At 47.1% G+C, this 24,349-nt stretch carries 20 protein-coding genes and 1 other annotated feature; of the genes, 8 read left to right on the plus strand and 12 right to left on the minus strand.

Going from position 1 to position 24,349, the window contains the following annotated elements:
• Positions 1-13 precede the first annotated feature (13 nt).
• Positions 14-616, plus strand: a complete 603-nt coding sequence (gene rpsD / locus N288_RS18450; protein WP_009795353.1) for a 30S ribosomal protein S4 — start codon at positions 14-16, stop codon at positions 614-616.
• A 102-nt stretch (positions 617-718) separates the two neighbouring features.
• On the opposite strand, the gene tyrS is transcribed toward rpsD, so the two are convergent.
• The gene (tyrS, locus tag N288_RS18455) at positions 719-1,975 is read right to left on the minus strand and encodes a tyrosine--tRNA ligase (RefSeq protein ID WP_009795354.1); all 1,257 of its coding nucleotides are present in this window, start codon (positions 1,973-1,975) and stop codon (positions 719-721) included.
• A 75-nt stretch (positions 1,976-2,050) separates the two neighbouring features.
• Positions 2,051-2,273: a binding site (T-box leader), on the minus strand.
• A 754-nt stretch (positions 2,274-3,027) separates the two neighbouring features.
• Between tyrS and N288_RS18460 the strand changes: the two genes are divergently transcribed.
• The gene (locus tag N288_RS18460; RefSeq protein ID WP_022544283.1) at positions 3,028-5,907 is read left to right on the plus strand and encodes a transglycosylase domain-containing protein; all 2,880 of its coding nucleotides are present in this window, start codon (positions 3,028-3,030) and stop codon (positions 5,905-5,907) included.
• A 40-nt stretch (positions 5,908-5,947) separates the two neighbouring features.
• On the opposite strand, the gene acsA is transcribed toward N288_RS18460, so the two are convergent.
• The gene (acsA, locus tag N288_RS18465; RefSeq protein WP_009795357.1) at positions 5,948-7,666 is read right to left on the minus strand and encodes an acetate--CoA ligase; all 1,719 of its coding nucleotides are present in this window, start codon (positions 7,664-7,666) and stop codon (positions 5,948-5,950) included.
• A 248-nt stretch (positions 7,667-7,914) separates the two neighbouring features.
• Here acsA and N288_RS18470 point away from each other — a divergent pair, with 248 nt between their 5' ends.
• The 4 genes from N288_RS18470 (at position 7,915) to N288_RS18485 (ending at position 10,969) form a co-directional block, all read left to right on the plus strand.
• The gene (locus tag N288_RS18470; protein ID WP_009795358.1) at positions 7,915-8,547 is read left to right on the plus strand and encodes a GNAT family N-acetyltransferase; all 633 of its coding nucleotides are present in this window, start codon (positions 7,915-7,917) and stop codon (positions 8,545-8,547) included.
• 36 nt (positions 8,548-8,583) lie between these two features.
• Complete coding sequence (locus N288_RS18475) at positions 8,584-9,231, plus strand: acetoin utilization AcuB family protein (protein ID WP_009795359.1); 648 nt, start codon at positions 8,584-8,586, stop codon at positions 9,229-9,231.
• Complete coding sequence (locus tag N288_RS18480) at positions 9,228-10,400, plus strand: acetoin utilization protein AcuC (RefSeq protein ID WP_009795360.1); 1,173 nt, start codon at positions 9,228-9,230, stop codon at positions 10,398-10,400. Before N288_RS18475 ends, N288_RS18480 begins: the two co-directional genes overlap by 4 nt.
• Before the next feature lie 104 nt (positions 10,401-10,504).
• Positions 10,505-10,969, plus strand: coding sequence for a hypothetical protein (locus N288_RS18485; RefSeq protein WP_022544284.1), 465 nt, complete (start codon positions 10,505-10,507; stop codon positions 10,967-10,969).
• A gap of 58 nt (positions 10,970-11,027) precedes the next feature.
• Here the strand turns inward: N288_RS18485 and motS are convergent, their stop codons facing one another.
• The 4 genes from motS to N288_RS18505 all read right to left on the minus strand — a co-directional run bounded on the left by motS (position 11,028) and on the right by N288_RS18505 (position 15,301).
• Positions 11,028-11,768 (minus strand): flagellar motor protein MotS, encoded by a 741-nt coding sequence (motS, locus tag N288_RS18490; protein WP_022544285.1) that lies wholly within the window; start codon positions 11,766-11,768, stop codon positions 11,028-11,030.
• A complete protein-coding gene (gene motP / locus N288_RS18495; RefSeq protein ID WP_009795363.1) occupies positions 11,758-12,576 on the minus strand; it encodes a flagellar motor protein MotP in 819 nt (272 codons plus the stop codon). Before motP ends, motS begins: the two co-directional genes overlap by 11 nt.
• A gap of 106 nt (positions 12,577-12,682) precedes the next feature.
• Complete coding sequence (gene ccpA / locus N288_RS18500) at positions 12,683-13,681, minus strand: catabolite control protein A (protein ID WP_009795364.1); 999 nt, start codon at positions 13,679-13,681, stop codon at positions 12,683-12,685.
• A gap of 543 nt (positions 13,682-14,224) precedes the next feature.
• A complete protein-coding gene (locus N288_RS18505) occupies positions 14,225-15,301 on the minus strand; it encodes a bifunctional 3-deoxy-7-phosphoheptulonate synthase/chorismate mutase (protein WP_035403260.1) in 1,077 nt (358 codons plus the stop codon).
• Positions 15,302-15,546: 245 nt separating this feature from the next.
• Here N288_RS18505 and N288_RS18510 point away from each other — a divergent pair, with 245 nt between their 5' ends.
• A complete protein-coding gene (locus N288_RS18510; protein WP_009795367.1) occupies positions 15,547-17,706 on the plus strand; it encodes a cell division protein FtsA in 2,160 nt (719 codons plus the stop codon).
• A 40-nt stretch (positions 17,707-17,746) separates the two neighbouring features.
• Here the strand turns inward: N288_RS18510 and ytxJ are convergent, their stop codons facing one another.
• The 3 genes from ytxJ to N288_RS18525 form a co-directional block, all read right to left on the minus strand.
• Positions 17,747-18,076 carry a bacillithiol system redox-active protein YtxJ gene (ytxJ, locus tag N288_RS18515; RefSeq protein WP_009795368.1) on the minus strand — a complete coding sequence of 110 codons (330 nt, stop codon included), beginning with the start codon at positions 18,074-18,076 and terminating at the stop codon, positions 17,747-17,749.
• 66 nt (positions 18,077-18,142) lie between these two features.
• Positions 18,143-18,643 (minus strand): YtxH domain-containing protein, encoded by a 501-nt coding sequence (locus N288_RS18520; RefSeq protein WP_009795369.1) that lies wholly within the window; start codon positions 18,641-18,643, stop codon positions 18,143-18,145.
• A 22-nt stretch (positions 18,644-18,665) separates the two neighbouring features.
• A complete protein-coding gene (locus tag N288_RS18525; protein WP_022544286.1) occupies positions 18,666-19,181 on the minus strand; it encodes a DUF948 domain-containing protein in 516 nt (171 codons plus the stop codon).
• 416 nt (positions 19,182-19,597) lie between these two features.
• Here N288_RS18525 and N288_RS18530 point away from each other — a divergent pair, with 416 nt between their 5' ends.
• The gene (locus N288_RS18530; RefSeq protein WP_009795372.1) at positions 19,598-20,713 is read left to right on the plus strand and encodes an aminopeptidase; all 1,116 of its coding nucleotides are present in this window, start codon (positions 19,598-19,600) and stop codon (positions 20,711-20,713) included.
• A gap of 325 nt (positions 20,714-21,038) precedes the next feature.
• On the opposite strand, the gene murC is transcribed toward N288_RS18530, so the two are convergent.
• From murC to N288_RS18545, 3 genes are all read right to left on the minus strand, one after another.
• The gene (murC, locus tag N288_RS18535; protein ID WP_009795373.1) at positions 21,039-22,334 is read right to left on the minus strand and encodes a UDP-N-acetylmuramate--L-alanine ligase; all 1,296 of its coding nucleotides are present in this window, start codon (positions 22,332-22,334) and stop codon (positions 21,039-21,041) included.
• Positions 22,335-22,568: 234 nt separating this feature from the next.
• A complete protein-coding gene (locus N288_RS18540) occupies positions 22,569-23,204 on the minus strand; it encodes a hypothetical protein (protein ID WP_009795374.1) in 636 nt (211 codons plus the stop codon).
• Between the two features lie 40 nt (positions 23,205-23,244).
• The gene (locus N288_RS18545) at positions 23,245-24,345 is read right to left on the minus strand and encodes a nicotinate phosphoribosyltransferase (RefSeq protein WP_009795375.1); all 1,101 of its coding nucleotides are present in this window, start codon (positions 24,343-24,345) and stop codon (positions 23,245-23,247) included.
• Positions 24,346-24,349: the final 4 nt, after the last annotated feature.

A 24,349-nucleotide genomic window follows, 5' to 3' on the forward strand; every position in this document is an offset into this window, starting at 1 on the left:
GGAGGAGTCATTCATGGCTCGTTATACAGGTCCAAGCTGGAAACTATCCCGCCGTCTTGGAATTTCTCTAAGCGGAACTGGTAAAGAATTAGAAAAGCGTCCTTACGCTCCAGGACAACATGGTCCAAACCAGCGCAGAAAAATTTCTGAGTACGGTTTACAATTACAGGAAAAACAGAAACTTCGCCACATGTACGGAGTTACTGAGCGTCAATTCCGCAACCTATTCGACAAGGCCGGCAAAATGGCTGGTAAGCACGGTGAAAACTTCATGGTTCTTCTAGAATCACGTCTTGACAACGTTGTTTACCGTTTAGGTTTAGCTCGTACTCGCCGTCAAGCTCGTCAGCTTGTAAACCACGGCCACATCATCGTTGACGGAGGACGCGTTGATATTCCTTCATACCGCGTTCAGCCTGGTCAAACGATCACATTGCGTGAAAAGTCACGCGGTCTTGACATCGTTAAAGAAGCAATCGAAGTAAACAACTTCGTTCCTGACTTCTTGACTTTCGATGCTGACAAACTGGAAGGTTCATTCACTCGTCTTCCTGAGCGTTCTGAACTTCCTGCTGAAATCAACGAAGCTCTTATCGTTGAATTCTACTCTCGTTAATCGGGAAAAGCACAAGAAAGCACCTGCCTTTTGGCTGGTGTTTTCTTTTTGCTATCTAAACAGAAAGGTCCGCCTCCTGCTGGAAGCGGACCTTTCTGCGGTTTAATATCTGATAAGGAAATATTTCTTTTTGCCTCGGCGGATGATTGTGAACTGGCCTTCAATGCGGTCTTTTTCTGTAAGTTCATAATCTGTTGCTGTAATTCTTTCCCCATTTACATAGACGGCGCCGTTTGATACATCTTCCCGGGCCTGGCGCTTGGATGGAGAAATCTTGGCAGCCGTCAGCAAATCGACGATGCCATTCTCTTCGCCTGTCGGCTCATAGGATGGCACATCCTTGAAACCTTGGGTGATTTCTGATGCTGTAAGGTTTTTGACATCGCCGCTGAACAGTGCGGCAGAGATTTTGATTGCCTGTTCAAGCGCTGCTTCACCATGGATCAGCTTTGTCATCTCTTCAGCAAGCGCCTTTTGCGCTTTGCGGAGATGAGCTTCCTCAGCAAGCGAATTCTCAAGCGCCTCTATTTCTTCCTTTGGAAGGAAAGTGAAGTACTTCAGGTATTTGATGACATCGGCATCAGCGGTATTGATCCAGAACTGATAGAACTCATATGGAGAAGTCTTTTCAGGATCGAGCCAGATTGCCCCGCTTTCCGTTTTGCCGAATTTAGTGCCATCTGCCTTTGTTACAAGCGGAATCGTAACACCATAGCCTTTGGCACCTTCAGGCATCATCTTGCGGATGAGCTCAAGCCCTGTCGTGATATTGCCCCACTGGTCACTTCCGCCGATCTGCATTTTGCAGTTATGCTTCTCATAAAGATGAAGGAAATCCATTGCCTGCAGGATGGTATAAGTAAACTCCGTAAAAGAAATACCCGTATCAAGACGTGAAGCGATAGTATCCTTTGCGAGCATATAATTGACACCGACATGCTTTCCATAATCCCTCAGGAATGTAACAATGTCCATGGAGCCTGCCCAGTCATAGTTGTTGACCATAAGGGCACCGTTCTCACCCTCGAAGCTGAAGATTTTCTTCAGCTGCTTCTGGATGCTGCTGACATTATGCTGGATGGCTTCCAGCGTCTGCAGTTTGCGCTCCTCGCTCTTTCCGCTTGGATCTCCGATAAGTCCTGTGGCACCGCCGACAAGCACAATCGGCCTGTGGCCTTCATTCTGAAAACGGCGCAATGTTAAAAACGGCAGCAGATGGCCGATATGCATGCTGTCAGCCGTCGGGTCAATCCCGCAGTATAGCGAAATCTTCTCTTTTTTCAGCAGCTCCTCTGTTCCCTCTTCATCTGTCTGCTGGTAAACAATGCCTCTCCATTTTAAATCCTCAAGCAAACTCATCATTCTTCCTCCATTCATTTCTTTAAACGCCGGCAGCCTCCGTCGGAAAAAAACAAAAAAGCGCCCCTGCAAATATGCAGGGACGCTTGACAGCGCGGTACCACCCAAATTGAGGACACAGCTGTCCTCCGCTCTTTTCCTGATAACGGTTCAACCGTCCATTGCTACTACTGCATAAGCAGATTCACAACAGAAGCTCCGGGAGGTAATTCATCCTTCTGCATGCACCGGCTCACAGCACCCGCCGGCTTTCTGAAACAGAGACAGAAGCACTACTCATTCCCATCAAAGCAGCTATTCAAATACATAAGATAATACAAAAGTTTTACCATAAAGAAAGGGGGTGTGTCAAATCGAAATGCGGAAAAGCCTTGTTCAGCCCCGACAAGCATAAGACGATCAGGACGGAAGGTTGTTCTTTAACCTTCTGGCCTGATTGGCTTATGACTCGAGGGGCTAGGCTTTGGAGCTGGACAATTTGAAATGCGGAGGCGACTGTTTAGAATTAAGGAACGCAGGCTAAAAACGCCACGTCCTGTGGAACGCCTGCATGACCCGCGTCCTGCGGGCCCAGCATAAGGCGCTTTGGAATTGAAGGCGTTCTTTGCCTTCGGTTCCAAAGTGACTTATGACTCGAGCACCTAGGAGCCGGAGCTGGACAATCGAAATGCGGAAAAGCCTTGTTCAGCCCCGACAAGCATAAGACGATCAGGACGGAAGGTTGTTCTTTAACCTTCTGGCCTGATTGGCTTATGACTCGAGGGGCTAACCCCCTAACCAGGGCACCCTGAACTGCAGATATTTGCGAGTTTTCAACTATATTTGCGGGTTTTTCAATATATTTGCGACATTTCTGATATATTTGCGAGTCTCACCATATATTTGCGAGTTTCCCCATATATTTGCGACCTCCTTTTAAGCAGCCTCCCTCCATATTAAAAAACTTACAAATCTGCCGCCTGATAAAAAAGGAAATTTCAGAAAAATGTCAGTGCTTGTCAAATGGCGCCTGGGTTTGTGCTATAATGTATGTGGTTTTGGGGGTTTATAAAATGAAGGGGGAAAAACATAATTTGAACAATAAATTCAGGTCCTGGCTAAGCCTTTTTACAAATAAAAAGACAGTAAAAGGCGCTTCTATTACCTATCAAGTCGTGTGGAATTTAACTCTTCTGTTCATTATACTCGTTGTTCTCGGAGGAGCTTTTGCAGGAGGAGTGGGTGCCGGGTATTTTGCCTCCCTGGTGAAGGATGAGCCGATCCGTTCCTATGAGAGCATGAAGAAAGATATATACAATTATGAAGAAACATCAGAGCTTTATTTTGCCGATAATGTCTACCTCGGAAAGCTCCGCACAGACCTTGAGCGGGAGGAAGTAAAGCTTGAGGATGTATCAGAATATCTGAAGGACGCAGTCATTGCGACAGAGGATGAATATTTTTATGAGCATGATGGTGTTGTGCCAAAAGCAATTCTGCGCGCACTCTACCAGGAAGTATCAAACAGCGCTGTACAAAGCGGCGGAAGCACCCTGACACAGCAGCTGATCAAGAATCAGATTCTGACAAATGAAGTGTCATTCGAGAGGAAGGCAAAAGAAATCCTGCTCGCGCTCCGGCTCGAAAAATTCTTTGATAAAAAAGAAATCCTTGAAGCCTACCTGAATGTGTCAACATTCGGGCGCAATTCATCCGGCCGGAATATCGGCGGCGTACAGGCAGCAGCAAAGGGAATCTTCGGGGTTCCTGCCAAAGACCTGAATATTGCCCAGTCCGCTTTTATCGCCGGTCTTCCGCAGAGCCCTTTCGGATATACCCCTTTTACAAACAAAGGGACCGTCAAAGAGGATCTGGAACCTGGATTGTCAAGAATGAAGACCGTTCTGAAACGGATGTATGACGACGGAAAGATTTCCGATAAAGAATATCAGGAAGCTCTTGCTTATGATATTACCAAAGATTTCGTTCCTGCAGGCTCAAGTGCGGTAGAAAAATATCCTTGGGTCACATTTGAAATTGAGGAGCGTGCAGCCGAAGTCATGTCCAAGGTGCTGGCTGAAAAAGACGGCGCAATGGAGCAGTACAACAGTGACGAAGAAACCAAGCAGCGATACCTCGCTCTGGCTGATAAGAATCTGCGCCAAAACGGCTACAAGATCCATTCAACCATCAATAAGGAAATCTACGATAGAATGCAGCAGGTAAAAAATCAGTATCAGCATTACGGTCCTGATAAAGCCCAGAAGATGACTGATCCAGATACCGGAGAAGAGGTAAGCATCATGGAACCGGTCGAGGTCGGTGCTGTCCTCATCGAGAATTCTACCGGAAAGATCATCAGCTTTGTGGGCGGCCGTGACTATAAGAAAGAAAAGCTGAATCACGCCACACATGCGGTCAGGCAGAACGGCTCTACCATGAAGCCGCTCCTGGTTTACGCACCTGCCTTTGAGCTTGGAAAAGCATCTCCGGGCACCATACTTCCAGATGTGCCGCTGATGCTTGCACCTGGCTTGAATAGGCCATGGCCAAATAACTATGATTTGCGCTATACCGGACTTGTAACGGCAAGATATGCTCTTGCGAAATCTTATAACGTACCTGCCGTCAAGCTATACAAGGATATTGTCGACCAAAGGCCGGCAGAATACCTGAAAAAAATGGGCTTTACCTCGCTGATTGAACCGGATTATACGAACCTGTCCACTGCTATCGGATCTCTTGAAAACGGTGTGACCGTTGAAGAGAACACTAATGCATTCGGGACTTTTGCCAACAGCGGCAAATTCGTTGATGCCTATATAATTGATAAAATCACTGACAGAGACGGGAATATCGTTTACCAGCATAAACCTGAGCCTGTTGAGGTCTTCAGCCCGCAGACGGCATATCTTACTTATGATATGATGCGGGATGTCATTAACAGCGGTACAGCCACTTCTTTGAAAAACAGACTGAAATTCAGTTCTGACTGGGCCGGGAAAACCGGTACAGGCAATATGTTCCATGATGCATGGTTTGTAGCGACAAACCCGAATGTTTCTTTCGGCATCTGGACAGGATATGACACGCCCAAGTCATTAAAAACAGGCGGCATGAGCTACAGCATGCGGAATATTTATCTTTGGGCAGATCTGATGAATGCAGCCTACGATGTAGCCCCGGATCTCGTTGATCCGAGCGAAAGCATCAAGATGCCAGGAGGGATTGTCAGAAGATCCTTCTGCGGTGTATCCGGCCTTCTTCCATCCGAAGCCTGCTCACAGGCCGGCCTGGTGGAGACAGACCTGTTTAACAGCAAGTATGTACCGACCAAAACGGATGACAGCCTTGTGAATGGTAAATTCGTCCGCATTGGCGACAGAAAATATCTGGCGCTTGATTCAACGCCAGCCGAATTTGCTGAATCAGGGCTTATCCTTAACCCTGATTATATTGAAAAGCTATTTGGCGTGAATGTGGATCCTGGCCAGCTGATCCCGCAGAAGGACAGATGGTCTAAAGTTCTCGTTCCCCAGGATAAAATCGAGGATAACGGCAAAACACCTTCCGCTCCATCAATCAAAGCTTCAGGAAGCTCCATTGTATGGGGGCAGCATCCTGAATCAGATGTGATCGGCTACAGGATCTACAGCGGCGGAGCCAAAGTCGGCAGCGTGAGAGCTGGCTCTGGCCTTTCATTCAGCGGCGGCAATGGTTCCTATTATGTCACGGCCGTCGATATTGCCGGCAGGGAATCAGGTGCATCAAACACGATTCAGATCGGCCAGGCCGCTCCGCCGGTGACGGATAAGCCGAAGGAAACGAAGCCGTCCGATCCTCCTGGAAATAAACCAGAGGAAAAGCCGGAAGACAAACCGGATGAAGAAAAGCCTGCTGAAAATGAACCAAACCCAGATGATGGAGGTCAGGATGAAAGCGGCAGTGAATAATATAACAAAGGGAGAAGCCAATATGGCTTCTCCCTTTGTGTTAATCTTCCATTGTCGATAAATCGCCTGTAGGCAGATCCAGTTCCCATGCTTTAAGGACCCGGCGCATGATTTTTCCGCTCCGTGTTTTTGGAAGCTTGTCGCGGAATTCGATTTCGCGCGGCGCTGCATGAGCGGCCAGGCCTTTTTTGACAAACTGGCGGATATCTTCAATCAATTCGTCAGACGCTTCATAGCCATCTCTCAGTGCAATGAAAGCCTTGATGATTTCCCCGCGGACAGGGTCCGGTTTGCCAATGACCCCAGCTTCAGCGACAGCCGGGTGTTCAACAAGCTTGCTCTCTACTTCGAATGGCCCTACCCGCTCTCCGGAGGTCATGATGACATCATCAATTCGACCCTGGAACCAGAAATAGCCGTCTTCATCCATATAAGCTGAGTCACCGGAAACATACCAGTCTCCAGGCATGAAATAGGATTGATATTTCGGTTCGTTATTCCAGATCGTCTGCATCATGGACGGCCAGCCTTTTTTGATGGCCAGATTCCCCATCCTGTGAGGCGGAAGGATATTTCCCTGATCATCCACAATGGCGGCTTCTACGCCTGGTATCGGCTTGCCCATGGATCCCGGCTTGATCTCCATGCAAGGATAATTACAGATCAGCTGTGCACCGGTTTCAGTCATCCACCATGTATCATGGATTCTCAGATGGAAGACCTTCATTCCCCATCTGACAACTTCAGGATTCAGAGGCTCCCCGACACTTAAAATATGGCGCAGGCTGCCCAGGTCGAAGTTCTTCACCACTTCGTCTCCTGCACCCATCAGCATACGGAAGGCTGTTGGCGCACTGTACCAGACCGTCACTCCATATTCCTCGATCATTTTATACCATGTTTCAGGATTGAATCGCCCGCCGACAATAACATTCGACGCACCAGAAAGCCATGGAGCAAAGATTCCATAGGAAGTCCCTGTCACCCATCCAGGATCAGCCGTACACCAGTAGACATCCTCTTCCTGCAGATCCAGCACCCATTTGGCTGTCTGGTAATGCTGGATCATAGCGTTATGTACATGCAGGACTCCTTTTGGCTTCCCTGTGGAGCCGGAGGTATAATGAAGGATCAGCCCATCTGTGCGTTCCACCCACTCTATCCCCAGCTTTGTGCCGGCCTCGGCGAATCTTTTATTAAAGTCGATAAACGGGCCATCTTCTTCTATTCCATCCCCAACCAGGAATACAGTCTTCAAATCTGGAAGCTCATCCACCGGCACCCGGCCAAGCAGCTCTGGCGTTGTGACCAGAACTTTCGCCCCCGAGTCTTCAAGGCGGTCGCGGACTGCTCCTTCCATGAACGCTTCGAATAAAGGCCCTACAATAGCCCCGAGCTTAATGGCTCCAAGGACAGAGAAATACAATTCAGGCGAACGCGGCATGAAAATAAAGACGCGATCCCCTTTCTCGACATCACCATAATTTTTTAAAACATTGCCGGCCTTGTTGGAAAGATCCTTCATTTCCTTGAAGGTATACTTCTCTTTTCTTTGGCCGTCCCGGTAATATAATGCCACTTTGTTTTTCCGGAAAGATTCTGCATGTCGGTCTATGGCTTCATAAGCCATATTGACTTTCCCGGTCTCGCTCCACGAAAACTCTTTTTCCGCTTCCTTCCAGTCAAATTGACTGTACAGTTCGTCATAGTTTGCCAGATTGAAATTCCCCTGGACTGCTGGCAGCGCTTCCACTTTCATTTGCATGCTCCCCCTTTTACAATGTTTGTCATTATTATAGTACAAAACATTTCTTTTCTCAATTTTTAAAATATTGCAAGCGATTGCGGTTAGCCGATTTAATACTTTTGTCATACAGGAAATATACGAAACTTCAAGATTAAATATTTGCAATTTATTGATAAAATAGTTTGGAAGCGCTTTTACCGCTGTTTTTTATGTATAATAGGAGTACAACTGAAATGCAATGATTTTTTGGTGGTGAATCGATGGAACATACAATGACTTATAATGCGAAAGAATTGAAGACAGTTAAAGGGAGCCTGATCATCGAGGGTCCCGTCCCGTCAGAAAAATTGGCACAGTATGAGTTTCACGAGGACCTGGTCGCATTCCGCCCTCCGCAGCAGCAGCATAAGGCCCTGATTGAAATCGCGTCCCTTCCGGAAGGCAGGATCATCATCGCCCGGGACGGGATGACGATTGTCGGCTATGTGACCTATCTGTACCCCGATCCCCTCGAAAGATGGTCGGAAGGCAATATGAAAAACCTGATAGAGCTGGGAGCCATTGAGGTGATCCCGAAGTTCAGGGGTGCAGGCACAGGAAAAAGCCTTTTGCAGGTATCCATGATGGATGATTATATGGAAAATTATATTATCATAACGACAGAATATTACTGGCATTGGGACCTTAAAGGGACAGGATTGAATGTGTGGGAATATCGCAAGGTAATGGAAAAAATGATGAATGCAGGCGGGCTCGAATGGTATGCCACGGATGATCCTGAAATCAGTTCCCATCCGGCCAACTGCCTGATGGCAAGGATCGGCAAAAGGGTGGACGCTGAATCCATCCAGAGATTTGACCAGCTCCGCTTTATGAACCGATTTATGTACTAGCCTTTTCTATTTCTCTAGTTAAGGGGGAAAATCTCCATGATTGTAGAAGACATAATGAAAGTCGATGTTGCCGCACTCTCTCCTGACCATTCTATTGCAGAAGCCCTCAGGCTTATGAATGACAGGAAAATCCGCCATCTTCCGATCATAGATTCGGAGCGCCGGTTAGTCGGCATCATTTCTGACAGGGATATCCGCGATGCGGCTCCTTCCATTTTCCAGCTGGATGCCGACAGGAGCGAGCTGGGCAAGCCGCTGAAGGCAATCATGAAAACAGATATCATCACCGGCCATCCGCTTGATTTTGCGGAGGAAATTGCAGCAGTGCTATATGAACATAATATTGGCTGCGTCCCAATCGTGAAGGAAGGGACACTGGTCGGTATTGTAACGGAAACGGATCTGCTTTATACCCTGGTGGAGCTGACAGGCGCCAACCAGCCAGGTTCCCAAATAGAAGTGAGGGTTCCGAACAGGGCCGGCGTTCTGTCAGACCTGACAGAGGTTTTCAAAGATCGCAAGGTCAATATCCAAAGTGTCCTCGTCTACCCTGACAAGCAGGATGAACAATTTAAAATCATTGTGCTCCGGGTCAGGACCATGAATCCGCAAACCTTGATATCAGACCTGAAAAAGGCCGGGCATCATGTGCTGTGGCCGAATGGCCAGGGGATGCTGCCATGACCCGCGACAGCATTTTTATTTTTTCAGAGGAGCTGCTGAACTATAAGTTCAATCCCCAGCATCCTTTTAACCAGCTGAGATTAAAACTTACACTTGATCTTCTTCAGCAGGCCGGAGCAATTGATGCCGGCAGCATCATTCCGCCCAGACCTGCTTCCGATGAGGAAATATGCCTTATCCATGATCCCAATTATGTACAGGCGGTGAAGCTGGCAGGCCAGGGCAAGCTTCCGGCAGAAATGGCCGAAAGCTATGGAATTGGTACAGAGGATACTCCGATATTTGCTGATATGCATGAAGCAAGCTCCCTGCTTGTCGGGGGAAGCCTGACTGCGGCAGATTATGTAATGGAGGGCAAAGCGCAGCATGCCCTCCATCTCGGCGGAGGCCTTCACCACGGTTTCCGCGGCAAAGCTTCGGGATTCTGCATTTATAATGACAGCTCTGTTGCCATAAAATATCTTCAGGAAAAATATAAAGCCCGTGTCCTGTATATCGACACTGATGCACACCACGGTGACGGTGTTCAATGGGCGTTTTATGATGATCCTGATGTGTGCACCCTGTCTATCCATGAAACAGGCCGCTATCTTTTTCCAGGGACCGGCAATGTCAATGAAAGAGGGCAGGGGAAAGGGTATGGCTATTCTTTTAATATCCCGGTGGACGCTTTTACGGAAGATGAATCATGGCTTCAGGCTTACCGCGATTCAGTAAGAGAGATCGCCGACTTTTTCCGCCCTGACGTCATTGTGACACAGAATGGCGCCGATTCTCATTATTTGGATCCGCTTACACATTTATCTGCGACCATGAAAATCTATCGTGAAATTCCTAAGCTGGCCCATGAAATAGCCCACCAATATTGTGATGGAAGATGGATTGCCGTCGGCGGAGGCGGCTATGATATCTGGCGGGTTGTGCCAAGGGCCTGGGCCCTGATCTGGATGGAGATGACGGGAAACTCCAATTGCTATGGGAGATTGCCGGAGGGATGGATTAAGACTTGGAAAGATCAGGCTCCGGTAGAGCTGCCGGAAGAGTGGGATGATCCTGACAATCTGTATCCGCCCATCCCGCGAAAACCTGAAATAACCGAGAAAAATGCCAATACAGCAGCCAAGGCTCTGTATCCTATCCGGAATAAGACACATTCTGAATCCCTCTAGTCTTTCCGGCAAAAAATCCTGCAAGCCATGCCCTTTGTCCAAGCTCATCCTTTCAGTTTGCATACAATATGCTGCGATGCTTTCTATGAAAGGAGATATGCAAATTGGGGAAAATGAGGACTCTCTCCACAGGTGTCCTGCGCAAAGAGCCAGGGACAGTGGCTGCGGTTATCAATCTGGCCAATACAGGGCAAAGCGGGCAGGAAGTGACTGTGGAAGTATGGAACTGGTCGTCCTATTCAAAACCGGCAAAGCTTCCCGTCCTGATTGGGAAGAATAATGCGGTGATGTTCCCGCATAAGCTGGAATCTGAGAAGCTGGCGGTCATGTATACAAATCTTGCTGGTGTACTTTTCTATGAAATCCGGATTATCGGCGGCGATGAAGTTATAGCGAATTGCTTTGGCAGGAATGCCAGCCTTGCTGCCCAGGAAGGAAACACAGTTCTTCACCAGCAGCTTACGCCAATAGGCGGGAATGATGATGGCAAATTTGAGTTCAATTTAGAATCCTTGCCCTGGCCATGGCTGCTCTCGGAGTTTGGAAAGAACTTTCTGGACAAGAAATAACAAATGGAATAGAAAAAAGGCTGTTTCTCAAGAAAGAGATACAGCCTTTTTCCTATTCCTATGAATCTGTATTTTCCTCATAGCGGGGATCTGAAATGATAACTTCAACCCGCCGGTTCTTTTCAAGATTTTCCGCCGAATCATTCGGGACGAGCGGCCGGGTGTCTCCGTAGCCAACAGCAATAAAGCGTTTGCTGTCAACGCCTGTGCCTGCCAGATACCTGATGACACTGCTTGCCCGCGCGGCAGAAAGCTCCCAATTTGACGGATATCGGTAGGTGGCAATCGGCCTGTTGTCCGTGTGCCCCTCTACCTTGACTAGGTTCGGCATACCGACAAGCAGTGACCCCACCTTATCCAGAAACCCGCTGTTCCTGTCGATGATTTCAGCTTCACCTGATTCAAACAGCACCTGCTCTTGTAGGACCAGCACCACACCGCGCTCTGTCCGGTTGGCCACAATAACATCCTCAAGGCCGTTCTTTTCAAGATAGCCTTCCACTTCCTGCAGAAGGTTCTCCAGTCTCTCCTCTTCCTGCCTGTCCGAATCCGGCCCCTGGTTCACAACATTCTTGTCATTTTCCGAAGGATTTTCAAATGGAATGATTGAAGGATAAAAATCCATGAACTGCTTGTCCTGGAACGATTCAGAAACGGCCTTGAATTTGACAATATCAATCTGCGACATAGAAAATAACAAAATGAAGAATACGAGGATAAGAGTGACAAGATCAGAAAATGTCACCATCCACTTTGGCGCACCCTTCGGCTCTGTTCTCGGTCGTCTGTTAATCGCCATATTCTAGGCCCTCCGCTGATGCTTGAGCCTCATACTTCTCTTTTCTTTCCTGGGCAGAAAGGAAAGCGCCCAGCTTTTCTTCCAGCAGCCTCGGGTTCTGCCCTGCCTGTACACCGAGAACGCCTTCAATGACAATTTGCTTCAGAAATACTTCCTTCTCAGTTTTCAGCAGAAGCTTGGCTGCCATCGGCAAAAAAACAAGATTGGCCAACAGCGAACCATATAAGGTCGTGAGGAGGGCAATTGCCATGTTCGGCCCAAGGCTTGCAGGATCATTCAGATTCTTCAGCATCAGTACAAGCCCGATGAGAGTCCCGATCATCCCCCAGGCAGGAGCATATTCTCCTGCTTTTTCAAGGATGCTCCTGCCCTTCCGGTGCCTTTCCTCCATGGCCGCAATCTCGGCATTCATAATATCATTGATCACATCCGGCTCCAGCCCGTCGACAGCCAGCAGGACACCCTTCCTGATAAAAGGATCTTCCATCTGTTCTATCTCGGTTTCAAGGGACAGCAGTCCTTCCCGGCGGGCCTTGTCCGATAGCTTGACAAATACATCGATGATCTCGGCCAAATTCTTTTCATCATTTGAAAAAGATTGGCGGACCACTGTAAAGGAATGCTTGATGTCCCTCAATGGAAAGCTGACCAGCAGGCCGGAAATCAGTCCGCCAAGGATAATCAGCATAGAAGCGGGATCCACAAAAGACAGGAAGCCGCTGAAGCCCCCGTTTGTCATAATTCCAAAAACCAGCATTGCAAAACCGATAAACAAGCCAATCGGTGTAAGAGTATCGAGCTTTCTCATAATTCCTCTCCCTGGTTAGCTTATAATCCAATAACACCTGAGAGCAGAATCCCCTGATCCTGGCATGAAGGATTCTGCCCGCTCTCTTTTTATATCGGCATTATTATTATTTTGTTGAGTCTCGATATTCAATCCGGTGAGGCAGGACGACAATGTTTTCCGTTACTTTCTCTTTGTTCATATATTTGGTCAGGAGGCGCATGGCAACCGCCCCGATATCATAAAGCGGCTGGACGACGCTCGTAAGCTGCGGCCTTACCATCAAAGCAAGGCGTGTGTTGTCTGAGCTGATGACTTCAACGTCGTTAGGTACAGAAAAGCCTTTGTCCTCTGCACCATGGACAACACCCAGGGCCATTTCATCAGACCCGGCAAAGATGGCTGTCGGCTTTACAGATGCCTCCATCAGCTTTTCAAACGCTTCGATTCCGGAATCATACGTATAATCTCCTTCTGCAACCAGCTCTTCCCTATATTCAATGCCTGCTTCACTGAGTGCCCTTTTGTAGCCGGCAAGCTTTTTCGCTTCATTGATCGGTTCATGCAGCGGCCCGATGGCAATGCCGATCTCCTTATGGCCTTTTTCAATGAAAGTCTGTACCGCATCATAAGCGGCCTGCTCGTAATTGATATTAACAGAAGGAATTTTCTCTGATTCCTCAATGGAACCGGCCAGAACGATCGGTACTGGGGATTTTTCGAACTCATCCACATGTTCAGCTGTAATATTTCCGCCCATGAATACGATCCCGTCCACTTGCTTGCCCAGCATAGTATTCAGCAGGTGAAGCTCTTTATCTTTATTCTGATCAGAATTGCTCAGGATAATATTGTACTTATACATCGTTGCAATATCCTCGATGCCCCTTGCCAGCTCTGCAAAGAAGGTGCTGGAAATATCCGGGATGATGACGCCTACAGTGGTCGTTTTCTTGCTGGCAAGTCCCCTGGCAACGGCATTTGGACGGTATCCAAGCCTCTCGATGACCTCAAGCACTTTTTTCCTTGTTGCAGGTTTTACGTTCGGGTTTCCGTTTACTACACGGGAAACCGTTGCCATTGAAACATTTGCTTCACGGGCAACATCATAGATTGTTACATTCATTTAAAACACTCCTTTTTCACTTGAACATTCCTCTTTTACCACACTGTCTTAGCCAGTATCCTTTGCCAATCAGCTTTATTAATAAAAGGCTTTGTTAAACATTGCTGTTAAATTTTAGGATCATTTCAACTGTGCTGAAATCGTGTGAAACAAAGTTTCGCACGCATGAGCCCGAAATCAACAAGGTACACTAACACAGCCTAATAAAAAGAAAAATATAAATTGATTTGGCCATGCATTTTTTAAGTTCATTACTTATGTTGTCCTGATATCCCAAACAGTAACGCAATTTTCCTGTTTGTGAATAACTAAACTTGTCTAATTATGTCTTTAATCATACGACAGACAGGCGTTTGCCGCAATGTAAAGCCCTTTTATTTTACAAAAAAGCGGCGATTTATTCAAAGACATCACTCCGTAAATGCCAAAACCTCTTTATATTTTATGCAAATGACCTTCCCATCAAAGAAAAGGGCTCTCCTGAAAAAATCAGAAGAGCCCTTTTTATATAGCCGGCAAAGGAATATCCCTGTATGCTCTGCCTTATACTTTTACAAAGGAAGAAGCCTTAAGCTGTGCCATGAAATCGTCAAACTGATTCAGGTCCATCTGCTGTGCTGAATCCGAGAGAGCCACAGCAGGATCAGGGTGGACTTCGGCCATGACGCCGTCTGCACCGATTGCCAGTGCTGCTTTGGCAGTTGGAAGAAGCAAATCCCTTCTTCCGGTAGAGTGGGTGACATCGACCATAACAGGAAGATGCGTTTCCTGCTTCAAGATTGGAACGGCAGAAATATCAAGCGTATTGCGTGTTGCACGTTCGTATGTGCGGATGCCCCTCTCGCAGAGGATGATCTGCCCATTGCCCTGAGCCATGATATATTCAGCGGCATTGATGAATTCTTCAATGGTAGCCGCAAGGCCCCTCTTAAGCAATACCGGTTTATTGGCTGCACCCGCTGCTTTCAGGAGCTCAAAGTTCTGCATATTCCTTGCACCGATCTGAATGACATCCAGGTATTCTGAAGCTGTTTCAATATCAGCAGGATTGACTATTTCACTGATAACAGCAAGGTCATATTCATCTGCGACTCTCTTCAGGATTTTCAGGCCTTCAAGTCCCAGCCCCTGGAAATCATAAGGAGAGGTTCTAGGCTTATAGGCACCGCCGCGGAGAAGCTTCATGCCCTTGGCCTTTACTGCTGCCGCAACTGTAGCCACTTGTTCATAGGACTCGACAGCACATGGACCAAAGACAAAATGCGGGTTGCCGTCGCCGATTTTTTCGCCTCTTAAATCGACAATGGTATTTTCCGGCTTTTTCTTCCGGGAAACAAGGAGCGCTTTGCGGTGGTCATCTTTCTGCAGTTCAAGCCCTGCCTTAAAGATTTCCTTGAACAGGTGCTCGATCGTTGAGTTTTCAAACGGCCCCTCGTTATGTTCTTTAATGGAATCCAGCATTTTTCTTTCACGGACAGGATCATAGCGGTTAACACCCTGAGTTTCCTTAACCCTTCCAATTTCCTGAACAAGGCTTGCCCTCTCGCTGATCAATGATAACAGCTGAAGATTGATTTCCTCTACTCGTTCGCGCAGCTGATCTAATTCTTTATTGCTCATCATGTCCCGTCCCTTCTCTTTGGCTGAACCGAAGTATTGCGCCCTAAATTAGCATCCGCAACGGTTCTTCTTTATCGGCCTGTTAAAATATGATACATTTTTTATAATTAGGGATTATTATATATGAATTAACTGCCAATGTCACGTATTTTTTCTTTATTAATTAAACGCTTTTAAGCATTAAAGAAATTTACCTATGGAGATAGGCTTAAGTTTCCTCTATCCTGTAAAAGAAGGTGCATCCCTTGCTTAAAAATAAAATATTCGCCCTTGATATCGGCACCCGTTCAGTGGTCGGAATCATCCTGGAAGAACAGGACGGGCAGTTCAAAGTAATAGATATCCACACGAAAGAACATAAAGAACGAGCCATGCTTGATGGACAGATCCACGACGTCATCTCTGTATCCAAAATCATCGCTGAGATTAAGGAAGACCTTGAAGCAGCCCATGGCCCCTTAAAAAAGGTCTGCGTCGCAGCTGCCGGAAGGGCCCTCAAAACTAAAAGGGCCCAGGCATCCGTCAATATCACCGGCAAGCCAATAATCCAGAAGGATGATATCCTCCATCTTGAGCTGAGCGCGGTTCAGCAGGCGCAGGCAGAAGTAGCGGAAGAGCAGAAGTCGGATAAAAGCCATTATTATTATTGTGTCGGATACTCTGTGCTGCATTACAGGCTGGATGGTGAAGAAATTGGCAATCTCATTGACCAGCAGGGAGAAGAAGCTTCAGTCGATATTATTGCAACATTCCTTCCCAGAGTGGTCGTTGAGTCGCTGATTTCTGCCCTCCACCGTGCCGGCCTTGAAATGCAGGCTCTTACACTCGAGCCTATTGCCGCCATCAATGTCCTCATACCGCCGTCCATGAGGAGGCTGAACGTTGCGCTTGTCGACATTGGGGCGGGTACTTCTGATATTGCCCTTACAGATTCCGGAACCGTTATTGCATATGGTATGGTCCCTGTTGCAGGGGATGAGATCACTGAGTCACTCAGCGATCAGCTTCTTCTCGATTTCCCTTTGGCTGAAGAAGCAAAACGGAAACTGCTTGATCACAATACGATTAAAACGACAGATATTCTCGGCTTTGAAACAGACTGGGACAGTGAAGATATTATTTCACAGATTGAACCGGCAATCGAAAAGCTTGCAGATTCGATTTGTAATGAAATTCTGCAGCTCAATAATCATAAATCTCCCAAGGCCGTCATGCTTGTGGGGGGCGGGAGCCTTACGCCGCGCCTGCCCCAAATGGTTGCAGCCCGCCTGGAACTCCCGGAGAACCGGGTTGCCATCAGGGGGATTGATGCAGTCGCTTCCCTGGCCTTCGCCGACCATATATTAAAAGGCCCTGATCTTGTTACGCCGGTTGGGATAGCGATAGCGGCCTTGCAGTCTCCTGTCCAATACAGGACCGTTTATGTAAATGATCTGCCTGTCCGCCTTTTTGAAGTGAAAAAATTGACTGTGGGCGACTGCCTCCTTGCTGCCGGGATCAAAATGAGCAAGCTTTATGGAAAGCCCGGCATGGCCAAGATTATATCCTTGAATGGCCTAAGCATCACGATACCTGGAGAGCACGGCAATCCGCCTGTTCTGCTGCAAAATGGCTCTGCCTGTTCTTTGGATGACGGAGTCAAGGATGGAGATATGCTGACAGTTGCCAGGGGCGCTGACGGAAGAGCATCTTTTCTTAAAATTAAGGACCTGGTCGATACCATTCCGGATAAAAACGTGATCGTCAATGGGAAGGACTATAGTGTCAAAGCAATCATTTCCAAAAACGGTATAGCAGCGTCTTCGGAAGATTCTGTGGAGGACCGCGATAAAATTGAGTGCAGAAGTGCTGACAGCATTGAATCGGTCTTAAAGACTCTTAACCTGGGGGACTTATTAAAAAGCATAAAGCCCTTCCATCTGAGGATTAACGGAAAAGAAACATACATTCCCTCTCTTTCTGGAAGGCTGACCCGAAATGGGATTGATGCCAAACCTTCAAGCGGCTGTGAAGATGGGGATGTGATTGAAGCCGCGGGAAAACACCAGGCGACAGTGGCCGAGCTGGCTGAAAAGAAGCAGCTGACACTTACGCGGAAATTGCCTGTATTCTTTAACGGCGAGCGCATTACCCTGACAAGGGATGCAGCCGAGGTTTGGCGCGAAGATGTGAAGCTGAAAGCTGAGAATATAATCAGGAGCGGGGATTCAATCCAGATCAGGAACCTCCCTGAAGAACCTTTTATTTTCCAGGATCTTTTCACCTATGTTGAAGTAAAGCCGCCCGCTCATGCAGCCGGCAGCTTTGAACTAATGAGGAATGGAAGGAAATGCTCCTTCCATGAACCGGTAAATGCTGGGGACACCCTCCATATCCACTGGCCTGAGCACATTAAAGTAAAATAAATTAAAAAGGCCGTCCCTTTACCGGAACGGCCTTTTGGTGTCAGCTGTTTTCACTTACAGCCTTCGCCAGTGAATCTTCCGTTATTTTCCAGTGTGATGCATGCCATACAACATCTTTGTTCAAGAAAAGAATCGCCTGAGGGGATTCATGCTTAATATGATATTCCTCAGCCACATGATTGGAGACAGGGCGGGCATCCTGTACAGTTAAAAAATAGGCAGGAACGCTGCTGTTAGAAGACGTGAAGCTTTCATACTCTTCATAAGCCGCCTGGCTTACAGGGCAGGTGGTGCTGTGCTTCAGTAGAAATGCCGGGCTCTTTTCTTCTAAAATGCTATTAAATTCTTCGATTGAATGTATTTGTTTCATCTTATTTCCTCCTGAAATAAAGAATGCGGCAGAGTCATTTTAACACTCCACCGCCTGATTTCCTAATTATCGGTATTTCATTTCTGTTTCATCAAAAGCGTTCTTTGTTTCCTCCAGCTTCTGCTGTATGCTTTCCCCATCCTCTTCTGAAAGCATTGCAGCTGAGCCGGAAGGCACTGTTTCAGTGAACGCCTCCTCTTCTTCGCTGGAATCCTCAGATTGGCTGCCGGCCTTTCCTGACATGCCCTTTACCTTTTCAACCAGGCCTGAAGACTGCTTTGAAACGCTCTGAGTAAGTGTGCTGGTCTTTTCTTTGGCTGCTGATGCCAATTCAGAACCTTTTGTCACAGCTGTCTCTTTAAGATGGCCAGTTTTCTCCTTCAGCACCGCAGCCTGCTCATTCAGGTCTGTCCTCAGCTCTTTCCCTGTCTTAGGGGCAAGGAATAATGCTGCCGCAGCACCCACCATTCCGCCGACCAGGGCACCAATCAGAAAATCCTTGGAATTAATATTATCTTCCTGCCTTGTCTCGTTTGCCTGCGTAGTCATTCTTTCATTGTAAGCCATGTGGGATCCTCCTACACTTCCTTTAATATTTTGCTCTTTCTCTTTCCCGGGCTCTCACAGCCGCTCTTTCTACTGCTCTTTCTGCGGGCGGTATATCCTCAATATGGTTCTGGAGCGGAGAAGACTGCTGTTTGCGAATCTTCCACTTATCTTTTAGCTCAAGGAATACATTGCTCCATTGAACCACCTGGGAGATTTTATCCTTATTCTGTTCAACCTGCGTATTGACCGATGAAGAAATGGATTGAATCGTCCCATTGAACTTTCTGACAGAATCTCCGACATCCCTCACCGCATTGACCACTCCATTAAGGCTTTCCGACTTCTGCTGAATGTCGCTCGCAAGGGCATTCGTCTTATGAAGCAGAACAGTGGTCTCACGGGTTACACCGTCCAGCTGCTGTTCAAGCCCATCTAAGGTAGTTGACACACTATCCAATGTTGTCGCCAGGGATTTCAATGTTCGGGATAGGAAAATGACGAGCACTAAAAAGGCTACTGCTATTAAAGCCACGCTCAAATATAGAATAATTTCCAAAAGAAGCACCTCCATGATTGTTATATATTTATTCTATTACCCGGGGATAGGCACCCTAAACCAGGGCCGTCCTTGTAAGTAATTCCATCAGCCGGCCTGAATCTCCTGCTTTTTGCGGCATTTAGCATTATAATTGCAGGCTGTGTTAAACATTGCGGCTGATATTGGGGATCATTCAGCCAGATATTCTTCATGGCTAAAAGGCGCTTGTAAAGCAGATGAGTTTCACAATGAGCCAAAAATCAGCATGAACTAAAAAGCTGATGCAGATTGACTATGTACGAAAATATTATATCCATCACCATGGAGCTTTTGCAAATCCCCACAGGCACAACTGCCAGTATAATCATTTAAAGCAGAAAAAAGCTTTTTCGGGTACAATAATAGCTGTACGAAGAAATGAAGGAGGAATCAGGATGAAAGATCCCCGGATTCAAACATTGGCAAAAAATTTAATTAATTATTCAGTGCGCCTTCAAAAAGGTGAGAAAGTTTTAATTGAAAACTTTGGACTTCAGCGCGAACTGGTTACTGCACTTGTCGCTGAAGCCTATGCAGCGGGCGGCTTCCCGTTCGTGCTGCTGAAGGACCAGCAGGTCGACAGGGCGCTCCTGCTCGGCGCGCAGGATGAGCAGTTCGATATGATGGCTGACTTTGAAGCAAACGTGATGGGCAAGATGGATGCTTATATTGGCCTTAAATCTGGAGATAACATCAATGAACATGCCGATGTGCCGGATGACAAAATGAAAATCCACGGCAGCACGATCGGTAAGAAAGTCCACAGGGAAATCCGCGTGCCAAAAACAAAATGGGTTGTACTGAGATATCCTAACTCCTCAATGGCACAGCTTGCGAAAATGAGCACAGAGGCGTTCGAGGATTTCTATTTTAATGTCTGCAATCTGGATTACGGCAAGATGGACAAAGCGATGGACAGCCTTGTGGAGCTTATGGACAAAACAGACAAAGTAAGGCTGACAGGCCCCGGGACAGATTTGACCTTCTCCATTAAGGATATTCCGGCAATCAAATGCTCTGGACAGATGAATATCCCTGACGGCGAAGTCTATACGGCTCCTGTGAAAGATTCTGTTAACGGCGTGATTACATATAATACTCCATCTCCTTATCACGGATTTACTTTTGAGCATGTCAAGCTTACCTTTAAGGATGGAAAGATTGTTGAGGCGTCAGCAAATGATACAGACAGAATCAACAAGATCTTTGATACAGATGAAGGCGCCCGCTATATCGGGGAATTCGCCATCGGCGTGAACCCTTATATCCTCCATCCGATGCAGGACATTCTTTTCGATGAGAAAATTGATGGCAGTTTCCACTTCACGCCAGGGCAATGCTATGATGAAGCCTATAATGGCAATTCATCCAATATCCACTGGGATATGGTCAATATCCAGCGTCCGGACTATGGCGGAGGGGAAATCTACTTTGACGATGTCCTGATCCGGAAGGATGGAAGATTCGTCATCCCTGAACTCGATGCGCTGAACCCTGAAAATCTTAAATAAACAGGAATAAAAGCGCAAGCTCCTTGATCACCTTAAGAAACGCAGACTAAGAACGCCACGTCCTGTGGCAACGTCTGCATGGCTCCCATGCTGGAGCCCTCAAGACGAACCTCCCGGAAACCTTTTTGGGTTGTTTGGCTAGTGACCTGGGCGCAGCTGCTGGACGTGGATCAAGAATTGAAAATTATACACAAGTCTTACAATTTATAAATTCCTTAACAGCAAAAAAGGATGCAGCATGAGCCTGCATCCTTTTTCTTATGTAGCCAAAAGGCCTTTCCGGAGAGCGCCAGGAGACAGCCTGCCCAACGCTTCTGCACGGAACTTATAAAGTGCCCTCATATGCTTCCTGGAATTTCTGGATGTCTCCCGCTCCCATAAAGAGGATGACACTGTTTTCGTGCTGTTTCAGCGCACTTGTATCTTCTTCTTTCATGATTTCCGAGCTTGGGATCCTGTCCTGAAGATCTGTAATGGTCAGCTTTCCATGGTTCTCCCTGGCTGAACCGAAAATATCGCAAAGATAAACTTTATCAGCTTTATTAAGGCTTTCGGCAAAGTCATCCAGGAATGTCTGTGTCCGGGTAAAGGTATGAGGCTGGAATACAGCCACTATTTCTTTTTCCGGATATTTCTGCCTGGCTGCCTCGACCGTCGCGCGAATCTCCGTCGGGTGATGAGCATAGTCGTCAATGATAACCTGGCTTGCCACTTTCTTCTCCGAAAATCTTCTTTTCACTCCCTCAAATGTCAGCAGGAGATCTTTGACGATTTCAGAATCAATTTCCTCATAATGGCAAAGTGCAATAACGGCCAATGAATTCAGTACGTTATGGTCGCCGAACTGAGGGATTGAGAAAGTATCATAAAAGGTGTTGCGCACAAAAACATCAAAGGTTGTTCCTTCCGTGCTCTTGATGACATTTCGTGCCTGGAAGTCATTTTCCTCCCCAAATCCGTAAAACAAGACAGGAACTTTTGCCTGGATCTTTTGCAGCTGCTCATCATCGCCGCATGCAAAAATACCCTTATTCACCTGCCATGACATCTCCTGGAATGCAGAGAACACATCATCAATATTGGCGAAATAATCAGGGTGGTCAAAATCTATATTCGTCATGATTGCATAATCAGGGAAATATGAAAGAAAATGCCTTCTATATTCGCAAGCTTCAAAAACGAAATATTCAGCATCGGCATCCCCTCTGCCCGTTCCGTCCCCAATAAGGAAAGAAGTCGGTTTTGCTCCCTTCATAACATGGGCCAGCAGCCCTGTAGTGGAGGTCTTGCCATGCGCCCCAGTAACAGCTACACTGGTGAACTTCTTCATAAAGTCCCCAAGGAAGCGGTGGTAGCGGACGATCGGAAGGCCCAGCTTCATGGCTTCCTGAATTTCTTCATGCGTATCCGGGTACGCATTGCCTGCTATAACGGTCATTCCAGGCTGTATGTTTTCCTTTTGGAAAGGAAGGATCTTTATTCCTGACTGTTCAAGCGAAATCTGTGTAAAAAAACGCTTTTCTACATCAGATCCCTGAACATGATAATTCATATCATGAAGGACTTGAGCCAAGGCGCTCATTCCAGACCCTTTTATACCTACAAAATGGTAAATAGTCATATAAAGAACCTCCAACTGTCGTCTATCTGTAACACAGTATATGATATCTGACTATAAATTGCTCATATATTCATTACGGACAAACGTTTCCTGCATAAGCAGATTAAAGTATTATATCATCTTTCAAGCACAAAAACTATGTAGCACAACACTCCGGCTGGCGGCAGGGGCGGCCTGAACGGGGTTCGGCCGGGATCGCATGGCTAAAATTGGCAAAAATCAGCGTGAATAGACTCACATATCACCAATGAACAGGAAGGCCACGGCAGTCTTTTTTAGAAAAGGCCTATAGGCCATACCTTCCCGAACAGCCTCATTGTAACTCTCCACAACAGCGTCTGTATTGTCCATTGGAAAAGCAGGGCCAAAACAGAAGGTCCGGGAGAAAACGGGTATGCACCTGATGAAATAGGAGCGCCCCTCCTCAAGGCTGATGCTTTCCGCGGCTTTCAGCTGAAGCTTTTCCCCGGTCAGAATATCATAGGCAGCAAGTATTTCTCCTTCTGCCCTTTCAATCTTTACAGGCTGGAGGACAGAGCTGAGGAAAAGCGCTCCCTGAATGAGATCTGCCTCGGCTAATTGGCCGGTATTCCGGCGGAGGAAAAGGTTAAACATCGTAAAGCCCCTGATGCTTATATAATCGAATAAGAACCAGTCCTCAAACACTTCTTCCTGTTCACTGCTGAATGGGATTCCGCCCGGCAGGCCGGCTGCTTCCCGGAAAATATGGCGGGCACGGACCTTTTCTCTTATGTTCGCATTCACCGCAAAATCCTTCTGTGCTTTCCGGTAAAGGGCCAGCGCGTTCTCTTCACCCTTAGCCTGCTTCTGTTTGCGGTAGGCTTCCAAGTCTTTAATTGTATTCTCCATATCCGGGTGCTCCCTCCAATTCCCCAGGGCCGAAAATGAATTAAAACTCTACTTTTTCCAGCCGCGGATTCGGCCTGTAGCGCCTTCCTGCTTTTGCAGCATGCTTACCATTGATCAGAACATTATCTCCGGTGAAGCCGATATTGATCTTCAGCAGGCTGTTGCCTATGCCGTAAGTATCGACTGGCACACCGTTTTCTTCAAATTCCTGGATTCTCATTTCATTAAAGCCGCCGCTGACAACAATTTTCACATGATTATACCCTTCGTCATCCAGCGCCTTCCTTAATGCAAAAATCAGCTCCGCATTAACGCCCCGTGGATCAAAGGTCCCGAGAAGATGCTGATTCCTCAGGAAATATTGGTCGATCATTGTCCTGGAGGTATCAACACGGACACCCTTCAGCTCATCGCCGAATTCCCTCGCAACTTTCAGGGAATCTGTTATAGCATCATTATTATAATCAACAAGCGCAATCAGGGCATCCTCAGGGTATGTCTCCTGATATGCCTTGGTTGCTGCCACCAGGTCCCCGTCAAACATCTGGATAAGGGCATGCGGCATTGTTCCCATCCCCTGCTTGCCCCACCATTCGTTCATGGCATGGGTAGCCTGGGCAGTCGCTCCGCCTATATGGGCGGCATAGCCGTCTCCGGCCTGGGTGATATAATGGTCATCCCGGTCACCCATGAAGATGACCTGTTTTTGCCTGCCTGACGTTCCTGCTGCCTTGACCGTGTTATACACATTAGTGGCAACTGACGTTCTCCTCGCAAGGATGCCGTCAATGATCCCCTCAAGATAGCCGAAGCTCTGATAGGGCCCGGTAATCGTCATGACCGTTTCGAATGGGCTGATTTTATCTCCATCTTTCAAAGAAAAGATTTCCAGCTCATCCGGATTTTCGGCGAATGTATGGATCAATGCAATCACTTCATCGGTCCCGCAAAGGACAGCATGATTTTTCTGGAAGAATTGCATGGTCACGATATTGTCTTTGTGATATTTCTTGACAATCTCCCGTGTCTTTAAGAAATAGACAGCTGAAAACCAGCCGTCTCTTACTCTTTCATCAAATTTAAAGGTCTTATTTGTAAGCCGCTTGATCTTGCCTTGAATCTTTAGCTCAATTTCTTTCATCCTA

The organism is Bacillus infantis NRRL B-14911 (genome assembly GCF_000473245.1).
Classification (GTDB): domain Bacteria; phylum Bacillota; class Bacilli; order Bacillales; family Cytobacillaceae; genus Bacillus_AB; species Bacillus_AB infantis.

Coding starts and splice junctions, on each gene's coding strand:
- N288_RS18530 (WP_009795372.1), top strand. CDS start 19,598: ATGAAAGATCCCCGGATTCAAACATTGGCAAAAAATTTAATTAATTAT.
- ytxJ (WP_009795368.1), bottom strand. CDS start 18,076: ATGAAACAAATACATTCAATCGAAGAATTTAATAGCATTTTAGAAGAA.
- N288_RS18505 (WP_035403260.1), bottom strand. CDS start 15,301: ATGAGCAATAAAGAATTAGATCAGCTGCGCGAACGAGTAGAGGAAATC.
- murC (WP_009795373.1), bottom strand. CDS start 22,334: ATGACTATTTACCATTTTGTAGGTATAAAAGGGTCTGGAATGAGCGCC.
- N288_RS18545 (WP_009795375.1), bottom strand. CDS start 24,345: ATGAAAGAAATTGAGCTAAAGATTCAAGGCAAGATCAAGCGGCTTACA.
- N288_RS18470 (WP_009795358.1), top strand. CDS start 7,915: ATGGAACATACAATGACTTATAATGCGAAAGAATTGAAGACAGTTAAA.
- N288_RS18475 (WP_009795359.1), top strand. CDS start 8,584: ATGATTGTAGAAGACATAATGAAAGTCGATGTTGCCGCACTCTCTCCT.
- N288_RS18480 (WP_009795360.1), top strand. CDS start 9,228: ATGACCCGCGACAGCATTTTTATTTTTTCAGAGGAGCTGCTGAACTAT.
- N288_RS18460 (WP_022544283.1), top strand. CDS start 3,028: ATGAAGGGGGAAAAACATAATTTGAACAATAAATTCAGGTCCTGGCTA.
- motP (WP_009795363.1), bottom strand. CDS start 12,576: ATGAGAAAGCTCGATACTCTTACACCGATTGGCTTGTTTATCGGTTTT.
- ccpA (WP_009795364.1), bottom strand. CDS start 13,681: ATGAATGTAACAATCTATGATGTTGCCCGTGAAGCAAATGTTTCAATG.
- motS (WP_022544285.1), bottom strand. CDS start 11,768: ATGGCGATTAACAGACGACCGAGAACAGAGCCGAAGGGTGCGCCAAAG.
- acsA (WP_009795357.1), bottom strand. CDS start 7,666: ATGAAAGTGGAAGCGCTGCCAGCAGTCCAGGGGAATTTCAATCTGGCA.
- N288_RS18520 (WP_009795369.1), bottom strand. CDS start 18,643: ATGGCTTACAATGAAAGAATGACTACGCAGGCAAACGAGACAAGGCAG.
- N288_RS18540 (WP_009795374.1), bottom strand. CDS start 23,204: ATGGAGAATACAATTAAAGACTTGGAAGCCTACCGCAAACAGAAGCAG.
- tyrS (WP_009795354.1), bottom strand. CDS start 1,975: ATGAGTTTGCTTGAGGATTTAAAATGGAGAGGCATTGTTTACCAGCAG.
- rpsD (WP_009795353.1), top strand. CDS start 14: ATGGCTCGTTATACAGGTCCAAGCTGGAAACTATCCCGCCGTCTTGGA.